We start from the raw sequence: 18151 nt of genomic DNA, 5'->3' as shown, positions 1-18151 counted from the left end.
ATATTGCTATTCAAGAAAATATTCAATGATTAACATGAAAATGACAGGAAAAAAAGCCGAACATCCTTGTTCAACTTCGCTCCTATCTATAATTCCTATCCCATTCTCCATCCTGGTCTTTCCTTGTATAGAAAAATTCAGACAGATTTGGATCATCCATGACCTTGAGAATTTCCAGCAAGTCATAGGCCAAATCCATTTGGGGTAAATCCGATTTTTTAACCCAACGGACTTCTCCTTCTTCCGTCGAGAGGAGTTGACCGGTAAATGCTGTCGCCTTGTAGAGAAAGACAATGTAACGATGCCCCTCCTTATCAGGCCAGTGCTTGGTCCCAACCAGCTGGGCATTCTGAATTGTCAGACCGGTTTCTTCATAGACCTCACGGACGACCGAATCATAAAATGGCTCATTTTCCTCAATGTGACCCCCTGGGAATGCAACGCCGGACCAACGATAACGATCGGGGTCGCGGATTTGTACCACCACATTTCCATCCTTGTCTTCAATGAGGCACATATTGGTCAGAGTAACGGTTTGCTTACGGGACATAGTTCACTCCTTTTATAATATATTCCTCATTATACCACAAAAGCCAAGGAAATCCCTCGGCTTTGTTAATTTCTTACCAACGTGGTTCTGCTTCAAAGGTCCATTTCCGGGTCCAAGAATGGCTCTGACCTGGCTGGATAGAAATGGTTTGGATGATTTCTGGACTGACGATATGGTCCGTTGCCCATAGGAGGAGACTGGTTGGGGTGACGCTGTCCGTCCCAGTCACGCTAGCCTTAGCCCCCTTGTGCAAGAGTTTCCATGAAAACTCATCTCGGAGCAGAGCATTTTCCGTAGAAAGCACACTCAAAGACACATCGGTCTCACACTTGTCAAAGGTAATAGCCTTGCCGTTTGCTATAAAATTATTATGGTCGTAGCCACCAAATCCCTCCAGGCGCTGGTCGCCCAAATCATACATGTCCGGCAGCTCCAGGCGGTAGTCAGGCGAAATAGCCATCCCATCGATACTGAGGAAATTATGGCAATATTCCTCGGTCACAATCTCGCGCTCGCCAACATTAGTGATGGTCGCCTCCAAAATCAGGTGATTGTCCTCTATCCGAATGGTCTTACGCACCTGAGCCGCAATGCCCAAACAAGGCACCGCATCCGTCACAAAGTCCGCACTGGTCTCCGTGTGGCTAAAAGTCACAGGATAGGGCACAACCTCCTCATACTTGTGTTCAAACTGGTAGCCCAGGACGCTATCCTGCTTGATCAGACCCACTCCCAGCTTTGGAAAATAGTTTCCGACTGCAGCACCTTGTGAAAAATCACCCGAAAACTCACAACACAGACCGCGGCCGCCCGATGACAAGTGTCTCAGGTTCATGGGTTCATTGGCACAGAAATGCGTATCTCCGTCCAAAATGACATTAGAGATGAAACCAGCTCGGTCAAAGCGAAAAGTATCATTGGGCCGCTCGCCAGGCTCAGCAATCTCCACTCGCAGGCGATGATTGGTAAGGTAGATCATAAGAACCTCCGTGAATATTTTATAACATAATTATATATTAAATATCCACCAAAAACAATAGCCTACCTTACTTTTCCAAAATCATCCGATATTCTGTCCGTTCTCGACCGAGATGGACCTGTTTACTCACCCCATCAAAGCGAAAGCCAACTTTTTCATAGAAAGAAATAGCACGCGCATTTCCTTCCAGCACCCAGAGGCAAACTCTATCGTAGTCTTGCATTTTTTCCAACGCAGCTTGGAGCAGTCGGTAGCCGACTTTCTGACCGTAGACATCCGCCAGCACATAGAGGGCGTATAGTTCGCCAGCATTTTCCAAATCCTCCGACATGGACTGACCATAGCAGGAAAAGCCTACTACCTGGTCATTTTCAAGAGCCACAAAAATCCTCTCCGGATAGCGAAAGGCCCAGTCCTGACAGCGTTCTAGCGTGTAGGTCTTTTGGAGAAATTCCTGCGGCAAGAGGTCTGCATATGCCTCCTGCCAAGCCTTCCAATGAACATAGGCCTTGCCCATCTTTTCCTCGTCCGTCTGCATCGGTTTAATAATCATCACTATCGCCTCCTTTTGAAATGATTATACTGAAAAAAAGAAGCTAACACAAGGTCAACTTCTCGTCTTCATTACGGATGCAAGCGGTGCAACATACGTGGGAACGGAATCGCTTCACGGATATGTTTTGTACCTGCTACGAAAGTGACCATGCGTTCGATACCAATACCGAAACCACCGTGTGGCACTGAACCGTATTTACGTAGGTCAAGGTAGAATTCGTATTCTGACTTGTCCATGCCGAGTTCATCCATCTTAGCTACCAAGGCATCGTAGTTGTCCTCACGCATAGAACCACCGATAATTTCACCGTAACCTTCTGGTGCCAAGAGATCCGCACAAAGCACGCGCTCTGGATTGCCTGGAACTGGCTTCATGTAGAAGGCCTTGAAGCTTGCTGGATAGTTGACAACGAAAGTCGGTACACCAAAGTAGTTTGAAATCCAAGTTTCATGTGGTGAGCCAAAATCATCTCCATGCTCGATGTGTTCGTAGTCTGTATCTTCGTCAGCTTCATGTTCTTGCAGAAGGGTAATGGCATCATCATAAGCTACACGTTTAAATGGTTCTGCAATGTAGCGTTTGAGAGCATCCACATCACGCTCAAGAGTTTCCAAGGCTTGTGGAGCACGGTCGATAACACCTTGAATCAAGGCTTTAACATAAGCTTCTTGCAAGTCAAGTGACTCTTCATGGCTGAGGAATGAATACTCAGCATCCATCATCCAGAACTCCGTCAAGTGACGGCGAGTTTTTGATTTTTCCGCACGGAAAACAGGACCGAAGTCGAAAACACGACCAAGGGCCATAGCACCAGCTTCCAGGTAAAGCTGACCTGATTGACTGAGATAGGCTGGTTGACCAAAGTAGTCCGTTTCGAACAATTCTGTTGAATCTTCTGCCGCATTTCCAGACAAGATTGGGCTATCAAACTTGATAAAGCCATTTTTCTCAAAGAACTCATAAGTCGCATAGATGATGGCATTACGGATTTGCTGGATAGCGACCTGTTTACGAGAACGCAACCAGAGGTGACGGTTGTCCATAAGGAAGTCCGTACCGTGCTCTTTTGGTGTAATCGGATAGTCCTGTGACTCGCCAATCACTTCCAAATCCGTCACATCCAGCTCGTAGCCGAACTTAGAACGCTCATCTTCCTTGACAATCCCTGTCACATAAACTGACGTTTCTTGACTGAGGCGTTTTGCCACATCGAACTTCTCAGTACCAGCTTCTTCACCGAATTTTTCGATGAAGTTTGGTTTGAAGGCAACGGCTTGGAAGAAGGCTGTTCCGTCACGCAACTGCAGGAAAGCCAATTTCCCCTTACCTGACTTGTTGGCAACCCAGGCACCAATGGTCACTTCTTGACCAACATAATCTTTTACTTGGTTAATGGTAATCAATTTTCTAGACATTATTTTTCCTCTTTTACTTTTTCATAAATGTGTGTAGTCGAGCCACCGCTTCTTTTAGTGTATCCATATCTGTCGCGTAGCTGAGGCGGATATTTTCAGGAGCACCAAAACCTGCACCTGTCACCAAGGCGACACCAACCTCTTCCAAGATAGCAGTGGTAAATTCGGTCACATCTGTGTAGCCCTTCATTTCCATTGCTTTTTTGACGTTAGGGAAGAGATAGAAGGCTCCTTCCGGTTTGATGACTTCAAAACCTGGCACTTCTGCTAGTAATGGATAGATAGTGTTAAGTCGTTCTTCAAAGGCCTGACGCATGGTTTCGACCGTATCTTGCGGACCTGTAAAGGCTTCAATGGCCGCATACTGAGCAGCAGTTGTTAAGTTTGACGTCGTTTGTCCGACAATCTTACTCATGGCCGCAATGATTTCAGGATTACCAACGGCAAATCCAACCCGCCAACCTGTCATGGCATAAGCTTTTGCAACACCATTGACCACAATAGTCTGCTGGCGAATGCTTTCTGAAATGCTTGAAATCGGTGTAAAGCTGTTCCCATTGTATACCAAACGACCGTAAATATCGTCTGCCAAGATGAGAATATCGTGCTCTACAGCCCAGTTGCCAATAGCTTCCAATTCCTCACGACTGTAAATCATACCTGTCGGATTGGACGGACTATTGAGCAAGAGGACCTTGGTCTTGTCAGTCCGAGCAGCTTCAAGCTGAGCAACTGTCACCTTGAAATTATGTTCTTCTGTGGCAGTGACAAAGACTGGCACGCCTTCGTTCATCTTAATCTGGTCAGCATAGGAAACCCAGTAAGGTGTTGGAATGAGAACCTCATCACCAGGATTGATAACCGCCGCAAAGAAGGCGTAAAGAACAAACTTGGCACCTGTGGCAAGAACAACTTGATTGCGTTCGATAGAGTAGCCATAGAAATTCTCAAAGTAGGTATTGACTGCGTCCTTCAATTCTGGCAGACCTGAAGCCACCGTGTAAAAACTAGCCTTACCATTTTCGATAGACTGAATGGCTGCTTCTTGAATATTCTTCGGTGTGACGAAATCTGGCTCTCCCAAGGTCAACTCCAAAATATCGCGTCCCTGCGCTTTCAAGGCCTTGGCACGCGCACCAGCCGCCAAGGTCACACTTTCTTCCATTTCCAAAACGCGGTTTGATAGCTTACTCATAAGCCCTCCTTTTTGATAAAGTCTCCAGTTTTAAAATCAATGTTATAATAGGCCGTCCCTGACTTGATTTCCCAAATCGGCTTGCCCTCCCGCATGCCGATAATCGCGCGGTCAATCTGGCCGGCTCCCTGCTCTTGGGCAATGGTCTCAGCCTGGGCTTGGGCAACGCCGTCAGATAGTTTGTAAACATAAACTTGGGAGCTTTGATCTGACACTAGGATTGCCAGCTCTTGTCCAGCAGAATCCGTCCCTAAGACGGTATGAAAGTCGTCCACACCTCGGTAGGAATTAATCGTTTCAATGGTTTCCAACTGGACTGCTTGACGGGCCAGATTCTCCGCCCTCTCACTTGCCTGGGCATAGGGACTGCTGGCCATTTCCAAAATCAGGAGTATAGAAAATGTCAAAACCGTCAGGATAACTGCTGAACCAATCAAGAATTGTTGACCTAAGGTCAGGCTAATCCAAGGTTCACGTGATGTTTTCGCCATAATAGGAATATTATACTACAAGTTGCCACATATTGCTAATTGAATCCGAAAATTCTGCAAAAAAACTTCAGCTAAAATTCGATATGGGAAAATGCGCTCAAAATCTTGTCAGAATCAGCTTTTTCAGCCATCAAATTTCTTGCCAAAGGAACTAGTTATTGATAAAATATACTTATGAATAAAGTAGAAAACTCTCTAAAAGAAAATCAGCATGCCCTACATAGTTTAGTTGTCTTTCGTCGCGCTGCCAATACTATTAGCAGACAGGAGACAGAGATTATCAGAAAACATGGATTAACCGTTGGCCAATTCGGCGTGATGGAAGCACTTTACAATAAGGGGAATTTACGCATCCAGGATTTGATTGATAAGCTGCTCAGCACTTCTGGCAACATGACGGTAGTCATTCGGAATATGGTCCGTGATGGCTATATATTCAAGACCCAGGATGAAAGTGATAAGCGGGCTTCCTTGATTGGTTTGACTCCTTTCGGTCGGGAAACGATTGAGAAGGTTTTGCCGGAACACTATGCTCATGTTGGAAAAATTTTCTCTGTTTTGAGCCAGGAAGAACAGGATTTATTGGCCGATTTACTAAAAAGATTCAAATTCATAGACAAAAATGTTTCTAATTAGTGATTTATGTGTTATGATAGTCACATCAAGTAATTAAGGAGTTACATTATGTCAAACATTTTATTTTTAGTTGGTTCTCTTCGTGAAGGTTCATTCACTGCTCAATTGGCTCAAGCTGCTGAAAATGCACTTGAAGGTAAAGCAACTGTATCTTACCTTGATTGGAAAGAAATTCCTGTATTCTCACAAGATTTGGAAGCTGATGCTCCTGCATCTGTAAAAGCTGCGCGTGAAGCAGTTGTTGCTGCTGACGCTATCTGGATTTTCTCACCAGTTTACAACGCTGCTATCCCTGGTTCAGTGAAAAACGTTCTCGATTGGCTCAGCCGTGCACTTGATTTGTCAGATCCACGTGGTGCATCTGCTCTTCATGAAAAAGTGGCAACAGTATCTATCACTTCAGTTGCACACCAAGAAGATGCAGCTGTTCAATACCGTGCACTTCTTCCATTCATCCGCACAAACTTCGTAGATGAATTGACATTTGCAACAAACGGCGCTCCAGTTGATGAAGAACAATTGGCTAAACAAGTTGACGCAGTTCTCGCTGCAATTAACTAATTCGCAAGCCTCCCTACAACAAGAACCTGTATTCACAAGCTAAATATGTTGAGCTACAAATACATGTTCTAAGTCTATTTCGCAGGAGATAGGCTTTTCTTTTTTACTCAAAAAGTCCTAGGTTCTTAACTACCTAGGACTGCTGCTTTTATCTGAATAGATTTTGTGTGCTTGAATTTGGACTAACCTAGACTTTTTGCGACAATATCCGCCGTCGAACTGATTTTCTGACGTCTTCTGGTCCTATTTCCTAGTTATTTTATAGCAGAATGGGGAAAGATTCTCAATACGCATATTCCAGAGAATAGACAAGGCACCCAGAATCTGGGTGCCTATCTATTTTCTACTACCAAACAGGTCTGCTATCTGGCCTACAAGTGGGAGTTGGGAAGATGCAATATAAACCAATCATTCGACTAGTGGTGGGAATGTAGTCCAGATAAAGACCTTGTAGGATAGTTGGAAAGCATAAGGATTACTCTTCTCTTCTGCGAGCTGTGCCTGCTATGGCAAGGGCAGCTAGGAAGAGGCTAGCACCAATTGCAGTCACTGCATGTGAATCGCTGGTACCAGTATTTGGCAATTGAGCCGTACCAGGGCTAGCTGGTTGTGCAGGTCCTGCTGGGCTCGGTTGAGCTGGAGTTGTTGGAACTTCTGGCTCAACTGGAGTCTCAGGCTTGACAGGTGTCACAACAATCGGTCTACTTGGTCGAGCTGGTGGGCTCGGAATGTAGTTGATTGGTGTATCTTGACCTGGATTTCCTGGGATAGGAGGCGCAATGTAGCCCTTGGTTGGATCACTTGGATCTACTGGCTGCAATGGTACTCCTCCTGGGCCGACAGGGATATAACCCGGAACATGCGGAATAGATGGGAGATCTGTACCTGGTTTGCCTGGGTCAGTCGGATGATTCGGATATGGAATCGGAGTGGATGGCTGACCTGGAATGTTTGGCACATAGCTTCCAATTGGTACATAAGTGTAGACAACACTTGTACCGCCTGCTGGAATCTTACCAGAAGCATTGCTTGGTACTTCCTTGAGCAGATAGCCCTTGATGATCTCAGGGGTGGTCGTGTAATCATCACCAACCTTACCTGGAATGGACTTGCTTGGAATCAAATCATTGCCCTTGTCATCCACATAGCGCACGGTCACGCTAGCGTCTTGTGGAATGTACTTGATAACAGTATCTTCACCTGGCTTGCTTGGTACAGGTGGCAGGTAGTTACCGTCTGGACCCTTAGGCAATTCTTTACCATCTGGTCCTACAGGGATGTAGCCTGGAACGACTGGCACAACACCTGTCGGGATACCTGGTTTACCTGGGTCTGTCGGATGGTTCGGATACGGAATTGGTGGCACTGGGTCGTGACCCTCTGGCAATTCTGGTACCCATGAACCGAGTTTATTGTAAACATAGACAACGGTTGTACCTTCTGCCCCCACCTTGCCCTTGCTGTTAGCAGGGATTTCAGTTAGATAGTAGCCCTCAATCACCTGTGGAGTGGTGGTGTAGTCATCACCGACCTTGACTTCCTTGCTTTCTGTTGGACGCAGGTCTGCACCCGTATCATCCACATATTTGACAGTCAGGCTAACAGTGTTTGGAACATACTCGATAACCGTATCTTCACCTGGCTTGCTTGGTACAGGTGGAAGCTCATAACCTCCATCTGGACTTGGTTCCAATGGAATGGTTTGTCCAGGGTTATTTGGATCTGGGTAGACAGGTATGGTTCCAGGTATAGCTGGAATAGTCGGCACTTCTGTACCTGGCTTGGTCGGATCCTTCGGATCACGTGGGTAGGTCACAGGCGGCACAGGTTTAGTACCCGGTGGCACGACTGGTTTCCATTGGCCAAGAAGTGTGTAGGTCACGACTTCATTGATGTCTTCATCCTCAGCCTTGACGGTGCTTGCTGGCACTTCGAGCTTGTCTACCAGGTAGTTGTCCTTGAGCGGTGAAGTCACTTTTTCAAAGGTTTGATCAGCAGACCAGTCACCGTAGGTAATGGCACCTGTTACGATGTTAACCTTAGCTGTACGCTTGAAGGTCTTGGTTTCTTTGATTTCCTCAAAGACTGTATCACCCTTGGTGTCCTCATAAGAAATGGTACGCGTCGCTTCTTCAGTCGTCACAAGATCTCTGACAGAATCTGGCCATTTCGGTCCGTCAGGATTGTTCGGATCAACTGGCTCACCTGGTTTAGGCGTTGGTGTATTTGGATCATCTGGATCGATGTCCACCGTCCGCTCTACTAATTCGTAGACAAAGGTGTTGGACTTCAGATCTGGTCCAAATGTGCCGTCCTTATCGTATTTATCCTTGTTGGTAACTATGTAGCCCAGGTTTTCGTACATGGTAACAATGCTGGATACATCCATGCCCAGCTTATCGCCAGTCTTACCAGACAGGTCAATGGTCACCTTGGTCACGGGATTTTCAGGAACTGTCACGTCCACAAAGCTAATCTTACCAACTTGCTCAACCGGTTTGTAGGTAATCGGCGTTGGCTGGCTTGGATCCTTCGGTTTCGGTGGAATATAGTTGCCATCTGGATCCTTAGGCAACTCATTACCATCAGGGTCTACTGGTACATAGCCTGGATAGTCTGGAACCGTTGGAATTGGATTGTTTGGATCCTCTTCATTTGGTCTGGTTGGTTTTGGATCCGCAGGCTTGGTCGGATCGTTCGGATCGTTTTCATACGGAATGTCTGGAACTGGGTCATTTCCTGGAGGCGGTGTGACGGTCCAGCTAGACAGTTTCTTGTAGGTCACGACTTCGCTGATATCAGTCGTAGTTTCCGTAGCGGTCACATCCTCCGCAGTTGTGCTAGCCTCTACCTTGTCACCGTTCTTAGTCGCTGCAATAGCCACATAGCCGTCAATGACTGGCAATGGATTTCCTTCCAGAACAGCGTCGCCATCCTTGGCTTCCCAATCCGTGTAAGTCACTTGCTTGGTTACGAAGTTGTAGCTACCTGTCCGCTCGAAGGTCACTGTTGTAGTCTTACCTTCTGGAGCTGTTACAGTCTCGCCCTCTGGACTTTCGACCACATAGGACACCTTACGAGTAATAGTGCGAGAAACATCTTCCCACTTCGGTCCATCAGGATTATTCGGATCGACAGGATCACCTGGATTTGGATTGTTTGGATCATCCGGTGAATTTGGATCTTCTGGCACAATGGTAGCTGTTTTCTCAACGATAGAGAAGACAAAGCTGTCATGGTGTTCTGGATCATCAGAATAAGTCTTGGTCGCCGCATAATCATTTTCATTGGTGACCACATAGCCTGCCATCTCATAGTCTTTGACCAATGGAGTTGGGTCATAGCCAAACTGGTCACCGCTCTTACCTGTCAACGGAATAGTTGTTAGCTCCACAGGCGCAACTGGATTTGTCTTATTGACAAATGTGATGCTGGCTTTTTGGGCAACTGGTTTGTAAGTGATCTCTGTTGGTTTTGTTGGGTCAGTTGGTTTCGGTGGGATGTAGTTACCATCTGGATCCTTAGGCAATTCATTACCATCAGGGTCTACTGGTACATAGCCTGGATAGTCTGGAACCGTTGGAATTGGATTGTTTGGATCCTCTTCATTTGGTCTGGTTGGTTTTGGATCCGCAGGCTTGGTCGGATCGTTCGGATCGTTTTCATACGGAATGTCTGGAACTGGGTCATTTCCTGGAGGCGGTGTGACGGTCCAGCTAGACAGTTTCTTGTAGGTCACGACTTCGCTGATATCAGTCGTAGTTTCCGTAGCGGTCACATCCTCCGCAGTTGTGCTAGCCTCTACCTTGTCACCGTTCTTAGTCGCTGCAATAGCCACATAGCCGTCAATGACTGGCAATGGATTTCCTTCCAGAACAGCGTCGCCATCCTTGGCTTCCCAATCCGTGTAAGTCACTTGCTTGGTCACGAAGTTGTAGCTACCTGTCCGCTCAAAGGTCACTGTTGTAGTCTTACCTTCTGGAGCTGTTACAGTCTCGCCCTCTGGACTTTCGACCACATAGGACACCTTACGAGTAATGGTGCGAGAAACATCTTCCCACTTCGGTCCATCAGGATTATTCGGATCCACTGGTGTACCTGGGGTCTGCGGATTATCTGGGGTGGTTGTAACAACCTTCTCTCTAAACACAACTGTGTAAACCTGTGGACTGGTTGTATCACGGTCATATGTCGCATTCGTTGGGAAGTTGTCTTGAACCAACTCATAGCCACGTTCCTCAATCAAGGCAATGGTATCTGCTGTGCTGTATACAATTGGTTGATCTGCTAGACCAGTTACTTCATCAGCTGGAGAGAGAACCTTATTGCTGCCTTCTTCCAAGTATTGGATGACTGCCTTCTGTTCGAGGGCCTTGTAAGTAATGACTGTTGGCTGAGTTGGGTCAGTCGGTACTGGTGGGATGTAGTTACCATCTGGATCCTTAGGCAATTCATTTCCATCTGGTCCAACTGGGACATAGCCATCCACTTTCGGAATTGCTGGGGTCGGAGTTGGATCTGCCGGCTTGGTTGGGTCGGTCGGATGGTTGTCGTAAGGAATTGGTGGAACTGGGTCTGTACCTGGTGGTGGAGTGATGGTCCAAGAGCTGAGGGCCTTGTAAACGACAATCTCATCCACATTATCAGTCGTAGCACTTGCTTCAATGGCTTCTGCCGTTGCGCTTGGTGATACTGCCTGACTATTTCTAGTTGCGGTGACAGCCACATAACCAGTCACCAATGGTAGTGTCTGGCCTTCCAGAGTCGAATCGCCATCCTTAGCTACCCAATCTGTGTAGGTCACTTGTTTGGTCACGTGGTTGTAGCTACCAGTCCGTTCGAAGGTGACTGAATTGGTCTTGGTTTCGGTAGTCGGAGCTGGTTGACCATCGACAGTATCCAGTTTGTAAGCTACTGTACGAGTGATGGTCTTGGTCACTTCTTCCCAACGTGGTCCGTCTGGATTATTCGGATCCACTGGCGTGCCTGGGGTCTGTGGATTATCTGGAGTGGTTGTGACAACCTTCTCTCTAAACACAACTGTGTAAACCTGTGGACTGGTTGTATCACGGTCATATGTCGCATTCGTTGGGAAGTTGTCTTGCACCAATTCATAGCCACGTTCCTCAATCAAGGCAATGGTTTCTGCTGTACTGTAAACGATTGGCTGATCTGCTAGACCAGTTACTTCATCGGCTGGAGAGAGAACCTTGTTGGTGCCTTCTTCCAAGTATTGGATAACAGCCTTCTGCTCTAGTGCCTTGTAAGTAATGATCGTTGGTTGCGTTGGGTCAGTCGGTACTGGTGGGATGTAATTGCCATCTGGATCCTTAGGTAACTCATTGCCATCTGGTCCAACTGGCACATAGCCATCCACCTTCGGAATCGCTGGGGTCGGGGTTGGATCTCCCGGCTTGGTTGGGTCCGTCGGATGGTTCGGATACGGAATTGGTGGCACTGGATCTGTACCTGGCGGTGGAGTGATGGTCCAAGAGCCGAGCGCTTTGTAGACTACGATTTCATCTACATTATCTGTCGTAGCTGTCGCCTCGATAACTTCTGCCGTTGCACCTGGTGTGACTGGCTGACCATTTCTAGTCGCTGTAGTAGCCACATAGCCTGTCACAAATGGTAGTGTCTGGCCTTCCAGAGTCGAATCGCCATCCTTAGCTACCCAATCCGTGTAGGTCACTTGTTTGGTCACGTGGTTGTAGCTACCAGTCCGTTCGAAGGTGACTGAATTGGTCTTGCTTTCGGTATTCGGAACTGGCTGACCGTCGACAGTATCCAGTTTGTAAGCCACTGTACGAGTGATGGTCTTGGTCACTTCTTCCCAACGTGGTCCATTTGGATTAGTCGGATCGACTGGTGTACCTGGGGTCTGTGGATTGTCTGGGGTGCTAGGAGTGGTCTTTTGAACCAATTCAAATACAAACTCTTGAGGAACATCCTTATCTGTGTCATAAGGAGTTGTTGGAGCATAGGAATGCTTATTGCTGACAAGATATCCAGAAGCCTCATATGAGTTCACAAGAGGTGTTACATCGTAGCCAATCTCCTCACTAGATTTACCAGATAGGGAGATGGTATTCAACTCCTTCTTGGCCTGTGGATTGGTCATATCGACAAAGCGGATAATCGCCTCTTGCCTATCTTTTTGATAAGTAACAACTTCCACAATATCAGCAGCTTCAGCTTCCACCAAACGTGGTGTTTCAGTCACACTGGCCTCTACTTCAACGGCATCCGATGTCGTCCGCTTAACAGAATATCCTGCTAGGGATGGCAATGGGTTACCCGCCAATTCCTTATCACTATCAACTGCTTGCCAAGGTCCATAAGTAACTGCCCCTGTTATCAGATTAACCGTAGCAGTTCGAGTAAAGCTAACTGTATCTTCAAATACAGGAGATAAAGGCGCTCCAGCTTCATCTACATACGAAATGGTCCGCTTGACTTCATCTTTGGTGACAATCCCTTTTACAGAATCTGGCCATTTTGGAATCGTTGGGTCTGGATTTTCAGGATCGTAAGGAACAACTCTTTCCGTCAAATGATAAATAAACTCATCATGACTATTTGGATCTGGAGAGAACAAACCTTCCTTGTCATAATTTGAAATATCACTGACTTCATAGCCTTGCTGTCTAAATTCTTCAATAATCGTTGCTGTATCAACTGTAAATTTATCACCAGTTTTTCCAGTCAACGGAATCTCTTTGACAAGCACTTCTTGACTAGGATCCGTTACATTGATAAAGCTAATTTTACCAAGCTGTGCATCCGGAGTATATACAACAATCTCCGTAATATTATTATCAAGATGAGTGACCGTTTTATTACGTGTAGTTGAAAGTGGCAAAACCTCCTCATCATTTGCAGTCGCCTTAGTTGCAGTGTAGCCTAGTACATCTGGTAAAGCATGACCCTCTAAAATCGCATCGCCATCCTTAGCTACCCAATTCGTATAGGTAATCTGATTGCTTACAAAATTATAAGTACCAGTGCGTTCAAAGGTAACTGTATTGGTCTGACTGCTGGTTCCTGGTGCTTCTGGTCCATCAACTGTGTTCAATTTGTAGGAAACTGTACGAGTGATGGTCTTAGTTACTTCTTCCCAACGAGGACTATCTGGATTGCTTGGATCCACTTGATCACCTGGAGTCTTCGGTTGATCTGGAGTTGTGACAGTTGTTTTAGGACGGAATAAAATATCCCAGTTCTGAACTCGCGCCGTATCCGTATCAAAGCTCTTATTCGCTTCGTTTGCGAATCCATCCTCAACCAGTTCATAGCCACGCGCTATGATTTCAGCAATTTTGGCAGCTGTTGTATAAGTAATTGGTGCAGAAGAGTAACCAATCTCTTGATCTTTAGCCAACTCTGGTCCATCAACGACCCTGTATGTAAATGTCGCCAGTTGCTTATCATGTTCACGATAGACGATCGTAATCGTTTCATCCACTGCCTCAGCAGGAACATCTGTGCGCTCCGCCACCTTATCTTGACTTGCTGTATAATTCGGAATGTCTGGAGAAGTTACCAGTGGGAAATCATTATCCGTAGATTCCCAAGGACTGTAGGAAATTTCCCCTGTCAATGGGTTTGCTGTTGCAGTACGTGTATATTGAAGTACCTTTTCAACACTGGAACTTGCTTCACTACCATCTGCATAAACATAACGAATGGTCCGCTTAACCGTTTCTCTCAACTCATCCTCAGGGACATCAATTACCTTAGGTACATAGGTAGTGGATACTTTTGTACCGTTGACATCCGCAATCGTAATGGTAACACCATTAGCTAGTCCAACAAAATCTGGCTCTGGGGTAAAGGTAATCGTGCCATCATCATTCAAGCGATAAACACCCTCACCAGCCACTTGCACACGGTCTACTTCCTGACCTTGTTGATTGATAAGTTTGCGACTATCAGGATTTAAGGCCACAACTTCTGTAGCTGGATCATATACCTTATTACCATCCAAATCAATCTGCCCAGCAGTAAAGAAGTCACTCCTAGAAGTTTGCTCAGCTCCTTTTAGGCCGTAAGTCTTATCTGGATCAGCAATTGGGCGAACTTCAATGACATTTGGTGAATAAGTTGTTACAACCGTGCTACCATTACTATCTGCTTGACGAACATTAACTGGGGTCGGACTGCCATAGTAATTCGGTAACGGTGTAAAGGTGATACTACCATCCGGATTTAAGACATAGCTACCCTGATTAGGTACGTCTACCCTTGTAGCTGGCTGACCACTTGCATCAAGCAAGGTCAAGCTACTTGGTACCAATTCACCTACACCATCAATCGAAGTACCTTTAGCAAAAGTCGGACGACCCGTCTGCTCTTTTCCTTGCAAACCAACAGAAGTCGCAGCAACTGCTGATGGACTCAGTGGCGTAATAGTAGGGGTGTAGGTAGCTGTCGCAGCAGAGCCATTGACATCCTTGGCTTGCACAGTTACAGGCAACAAACTACCAATATAGCGCTTCCCTTCATCATTTGGTGTATAAGTAACGGTGCCATCCGTGCTAGAAATCCTATACTCACCTACAGCTGTGCGGACACCATTGACCATGGCATAGGCAGTTGTAGCATCAACAGGATTAGAGCTATCATCCAATAATTTCGTTGTATTTGGATCCATAGGGACTTGGGCACCTGTGGAAATTGTTCCAGGAACGAAAGTTGGTCTTCCTGTCTGGACAGCACCTTGGACAGCACTCGAAGTCGCATCAACTCCACTAGGAACAACAGCAACCACATGAGGAATATAGCGACCATCCATAGTATTGGTCTGTTCTGAAATATTCGCAATTCCATGAACATCCGTAGTCGCCGTCCAACCTGTTGTATAGGCTGCCGTACCAGCCTTATCTACTACTGTTCCTGTCCGGCGAATAGTGATACCCTTAGCCTGTTTGACGATACTACCATCCGTCCGTTTGGTGACAAAATTCTCTTCCGGAATAAATTCAACATCTACATTCTTGCCATTAGCAGTTATCTTATACCTACCCTCTCCTGGCACAACATAATAACCATCAACTAACTCACTATCCTGAACTAATTGACCATTTTCTTTGACGATTGAAGGAGGGATTGTTTCATCGATTTTTGCAGCTGTACTTTCGTAAGCATTCCTGCCATAAGCAAAAAATTCTACAGTAGCTCTCTGGGTTTCCCCTTGGCTAGCAGTGGTTTCTTTTTTAGTACCGCGCGGTGGGTGGGTTAATTGAACTTGGAAGTCCTCCACCTCACCAGACAAGGCTGTCAAATGTGGGGTTAAAATATCATTTCTGTCAACCGCTATACGGACACGAACACCTAACTTCGTTAAGTCTGTATCCGTAATTTGTGGAATTCCAGTAAAGTTTAAGGTATAGGTTTTAGCCGATGTTACTTCGACCACTCCAGACGCTTCTCCTTCATCGAAAATTCCATTGTTATTAAAATCAATCCATCCCTGCATATGTGCTTTGGGATTACCATTTGCAGAAGCTTGTAATTTCAGTTCATAGCTACCATTAGTAGAATGGTGAAGGGTGTAATTATTGTTATTCTTCGCCGCGTCACTTGCCCCCAAGAGCTGAATAGGTCCTTCATCCCACTGGTTGATTAACTCATCACGATACCAAGGTGCTGCATCTGCAGGTATAGCCTCTGGCACGAAATCCAAATCAGCCATAACTGTTCCAAGGAATGGGTTCTTATCCGCAACATTAAGGTTGAGGGCGTGCTTCCCTTCGCCGTAAGAGGCTGGTGCATCCCCTTCATCATAGACCATTACCCCAATCATAGCAGACTGTCTACCCATTGAAGTAATAAACATCCCTACTTCTGAAGCATTTTTAGTGAGCAAGATGGGGGTCGAATATTCCTCATTCGGAGATACATTAGATTTCATTCGGTTGGTTACTGGACCAAAAACCTTAGTCCCTAAGCCATCTACGATAGTCATACTTCCTTCTGATAATGTCTGACCAGCAGTTGCGATTGATTCTGGAGTACCAACATTGACATAGTCTACTGCATTGAAACGTGCCGCCCAGTTATTAGGAAAAGTTACATTTTCAAATCTATTTGTGTCGTGGAAATAGCCAGTCGTAACAGGACTATAGGATGACAAGGTCAAATTATTAGAGAGTTCGCCTAAGAGTTCAAAATTTTCTCCGTTTGTTGTGAAAATGACAAGTTCTTCCCGCTTAGCTTCCTCTGATTCCATCAAAACAAAGTTGATTGGGACAGAATTTCCTAGATAGGTTGCTGAACCTCGGAAGATCACCCCTACATTTCCTCCATCCTTGTGGGATTGGAGAGTAACGGCTTTTTCACCAAAGTTCAGACCTTGTCTTGCTGCTTGCGACCAAGTTGGATCTTGCTTCACCGCAATAATTTCAGCCTGCTCGCCAGTTCTAATGATATGGTTTTTTCGGTTCGCATCGAAATACTGTTCTCGATCTGTTCCAGCAATCCGCTCTTTATAGATTTCAGTTGCTTCGAAAGGTTTTAAGTCAATGACTTCCAACGTCACTTCATATCCTGGAGCAATGACTTTCTTGTATTTTGTACCAATTCGAAGCGAAGGAGCTAATTTATTATTGTCAGCTTGGTTTGGAGCAGTACCCGTTCCTGAAATCGTACTGGCATCCGAAAAATCAATCCAGGTAATCTGGTTAAGCAACTTATCCCTACTAAAACCTTGATAATTTTTGAAATTTTGATTACCTGAAAAAGCGGTTCGGTTCTCCCCAGGAATAGCCCTAAAACCACTTGTCCCTTCCGCATTACCACCGTCTGTCGGTTGGTCGACTTGACCGTTGGCTGCTGGTGGCACTATTGCCCCAAAGCCTGTATAGCCTTCTGTTACTACCTTGGTTTCTGGGACAGCTACAGGGCGCACTGAAAAAGCTACTGGGTTGGCCTGGCCTTCGTGGACGGTGGCGGTCACGTTGGTCTTGGCTGGGTCTGACAGCTCATAGCCCTTCGGCAGGTAGTCAGCTGTGACAGTCACTTCTGCGCTAGCCTTTTCCTCAGTAGTGGTGACGATGGTCGCCTGTGGTTTGCCCTTGCCGACCTCTTCCTTTGTGGTTTCTTCCACATAGGAGGCATGGTAGACGATACCTGCTTGGCGTTCGACAGGCACTTCCACCTCTGGTGCAGCTGGTGCTTCTGGCGCAACTGGCTCAGCAGTTACTTCTGGGACAACTTCCGCAGGTGCTACTGGAGCTTCAAGGACAGGTGCTTCTGGCTCTGGACTTGGCAAGCTTTCCACCACGGGAACTTCTGGCACTTCTACTGGAAGCTCAGCTGGTGGCGTCTCTGGGACTGGGACTTCTACCGCTGGCTGGGTAGAAAGGTCGATTTCCTCCGCCTGGGCCAATGGACCTGTCGCTAGACTGGCGATGGCAGCACCAAGCAAAACACTGGCAGCACCGAAATGGTACTTACGAATGGAGAAACGCTGGCGTAGACTATACCAGTCAAAACCACGATTCCTCCGATTAGGTTTATTTGACATTGCAAACCTTCCTCTATATATTATTTTGTTTATTAAAACAGTTTAAAGATAGCATATTATTTTGTATAAATCAAGAATTTTTATGTTACTATAAGTATCTCTAATAGGTTATATATATTTGTATTTTGTTAGAATGGTTTATCGGTAAAATATTCATGGAAAACTGCTATTTTATTAGGTTTTATTGACAGATCAATAAAAAATATCCCCTACAAATTTTTGCAAGGGATAATGACTGATT

The 18151-nt window shown here is 46.0% G+C and carries 9 protein-coding genes; 2 read left to right on the top strand and 7 right to left on the bottom strand.

Annotation, left to right across the window (positions count from 1 at the left end):
* Positions 1–82 precede the first annotated feature (82 nt).
* The 6 genes from ACVC7T_RS00260 to ACVC7T_RS00235 all read right to left on the bottom strand — a co-directional run bounded on the left by ACVC7T_RS00260 (position 83) and on the right by ACVC7T_RS00235 (position 5186).
* On the bottom strand, positions 83–550 hold the full coding sequence (locus ACVC7T_RS00260; protein WP_105110492.1) for an 8-oxo-dGTP diphosphatase: 468 nt from the start codon (positions 548–550) through the stop codon (positions 83–85).
* 73 nt (positions 551–623) lie between these two features.
* Entirely contained in the window at positions 624–1529 is a 906-nt protein-coding gene (locus ACVC7T_RS00255; RefSeq protein ID WP_447262245.1) for a hypothetical protein, read from the bottom strand.
* 67 nt (positions 1530–1596) lie between these two features.
* Entirely contained in the window at positions 1597–2082 is a 486-nt protein-coding gene (locus ACVC7T_RS00250; RefSeq protein ID WP_447262244.1) for an N-acetyltransferase family protein, read from the bottom strand.
* A 71-nt stretch (positions 2083–2153) separates the two neighbouring features.
* On the bottom strand, positions 2154–3500 hold the full coding sequence (asnS, locus tag ACVC7T_RS00245; protein WP_002941729.1) for an asparagine--tRNA ligase: 1347 nt from the start codon (positions 3498–3500) through the stop codon (positions 2154–2156).
* Positions 3501–3513: 13 nt separating this feature from the next.
* The gene (locus ACVC7T_RS00240) at positions 3514–4695 is read right to left on the bottom strand and encodes a pyridoxal phosphate-dependent aminotransferase (RefSeq protein ID WP_447262243.1); all 1182 of its coding nucleotides are present in this window, start codon (positions 4693–4695) and stop codon (positions 3514–3516) included.
* Positions 4692–5186: a peptidase gene (locus ACVC7T_RS00235; protein WP_394732565.1), complete on the bottom strand. Its 495-nt coding sequence runs from the start codon at positions 5184–5186 to the stop codon at positions 4692–4694. Before ACVC7T_RS00235 ends, ACVC7T_RS00240 begins: the two co-directional genes overlap by 4 nt.
* Positions 5187–5360: 174 nt before the next feature.
* Between ACVC7T_RS00235 and ACVC7T_RS00230 the strand changes: the two genes are divergently transcribed.
* Both ACVC7T_RS00230 and ACVC7T_RS00225 read left to right on the top strand, forming a co-directional pair.
* A complete protein-coding gene (locus ACVC7T_RS00230; protein WP_105161169.1) occupies positions 5361–5822 on the top strand; it encodes a MarR family transcriptional regulator in 462 nt (153 codons plus the stop codon).
* Positions 5823–5870: 48 nt separating this feature from the next.
* The gene (locus tag ACVC7T_RS00225) at positions 5871–6383 is read left to right on the top strand and encodes an NADPH-dependent FMN reductase (RefSeq protein WP_447262242.1); all 513 of its coding nucleotides are present in this window, start codon (positions 5871–5873) and stop codon (positions 6381–6383) included.
* 475 nt (positions 6384–6858) lie between these two features.
* Here ACVC7T_RS00225 and ACVC7T_RS00220 read toward each other — a convergent pair whose 3' ends face one another.
* On the bottom strand, positions 6859–17910 hold the full coding sequence (locus ACVC7T_RS00220) for a mucin-binding protein (protein ID WP_447262241.1): 11052 nt from the start codon (positions 17908–17910) through the stop codon (positions 6859–6861).
* Between the last annotated feature and the right edge of the window lie 241 nt (positions 17911–18151).

Source organism: Streptococcus sp. P25B114, assembly GCF_053010325.1.
The sequence above is the reverse complement of the archived record's forward strand: the minus strand, read 5'-3'. Positions and strand labels throughout refer to the sequence as shown.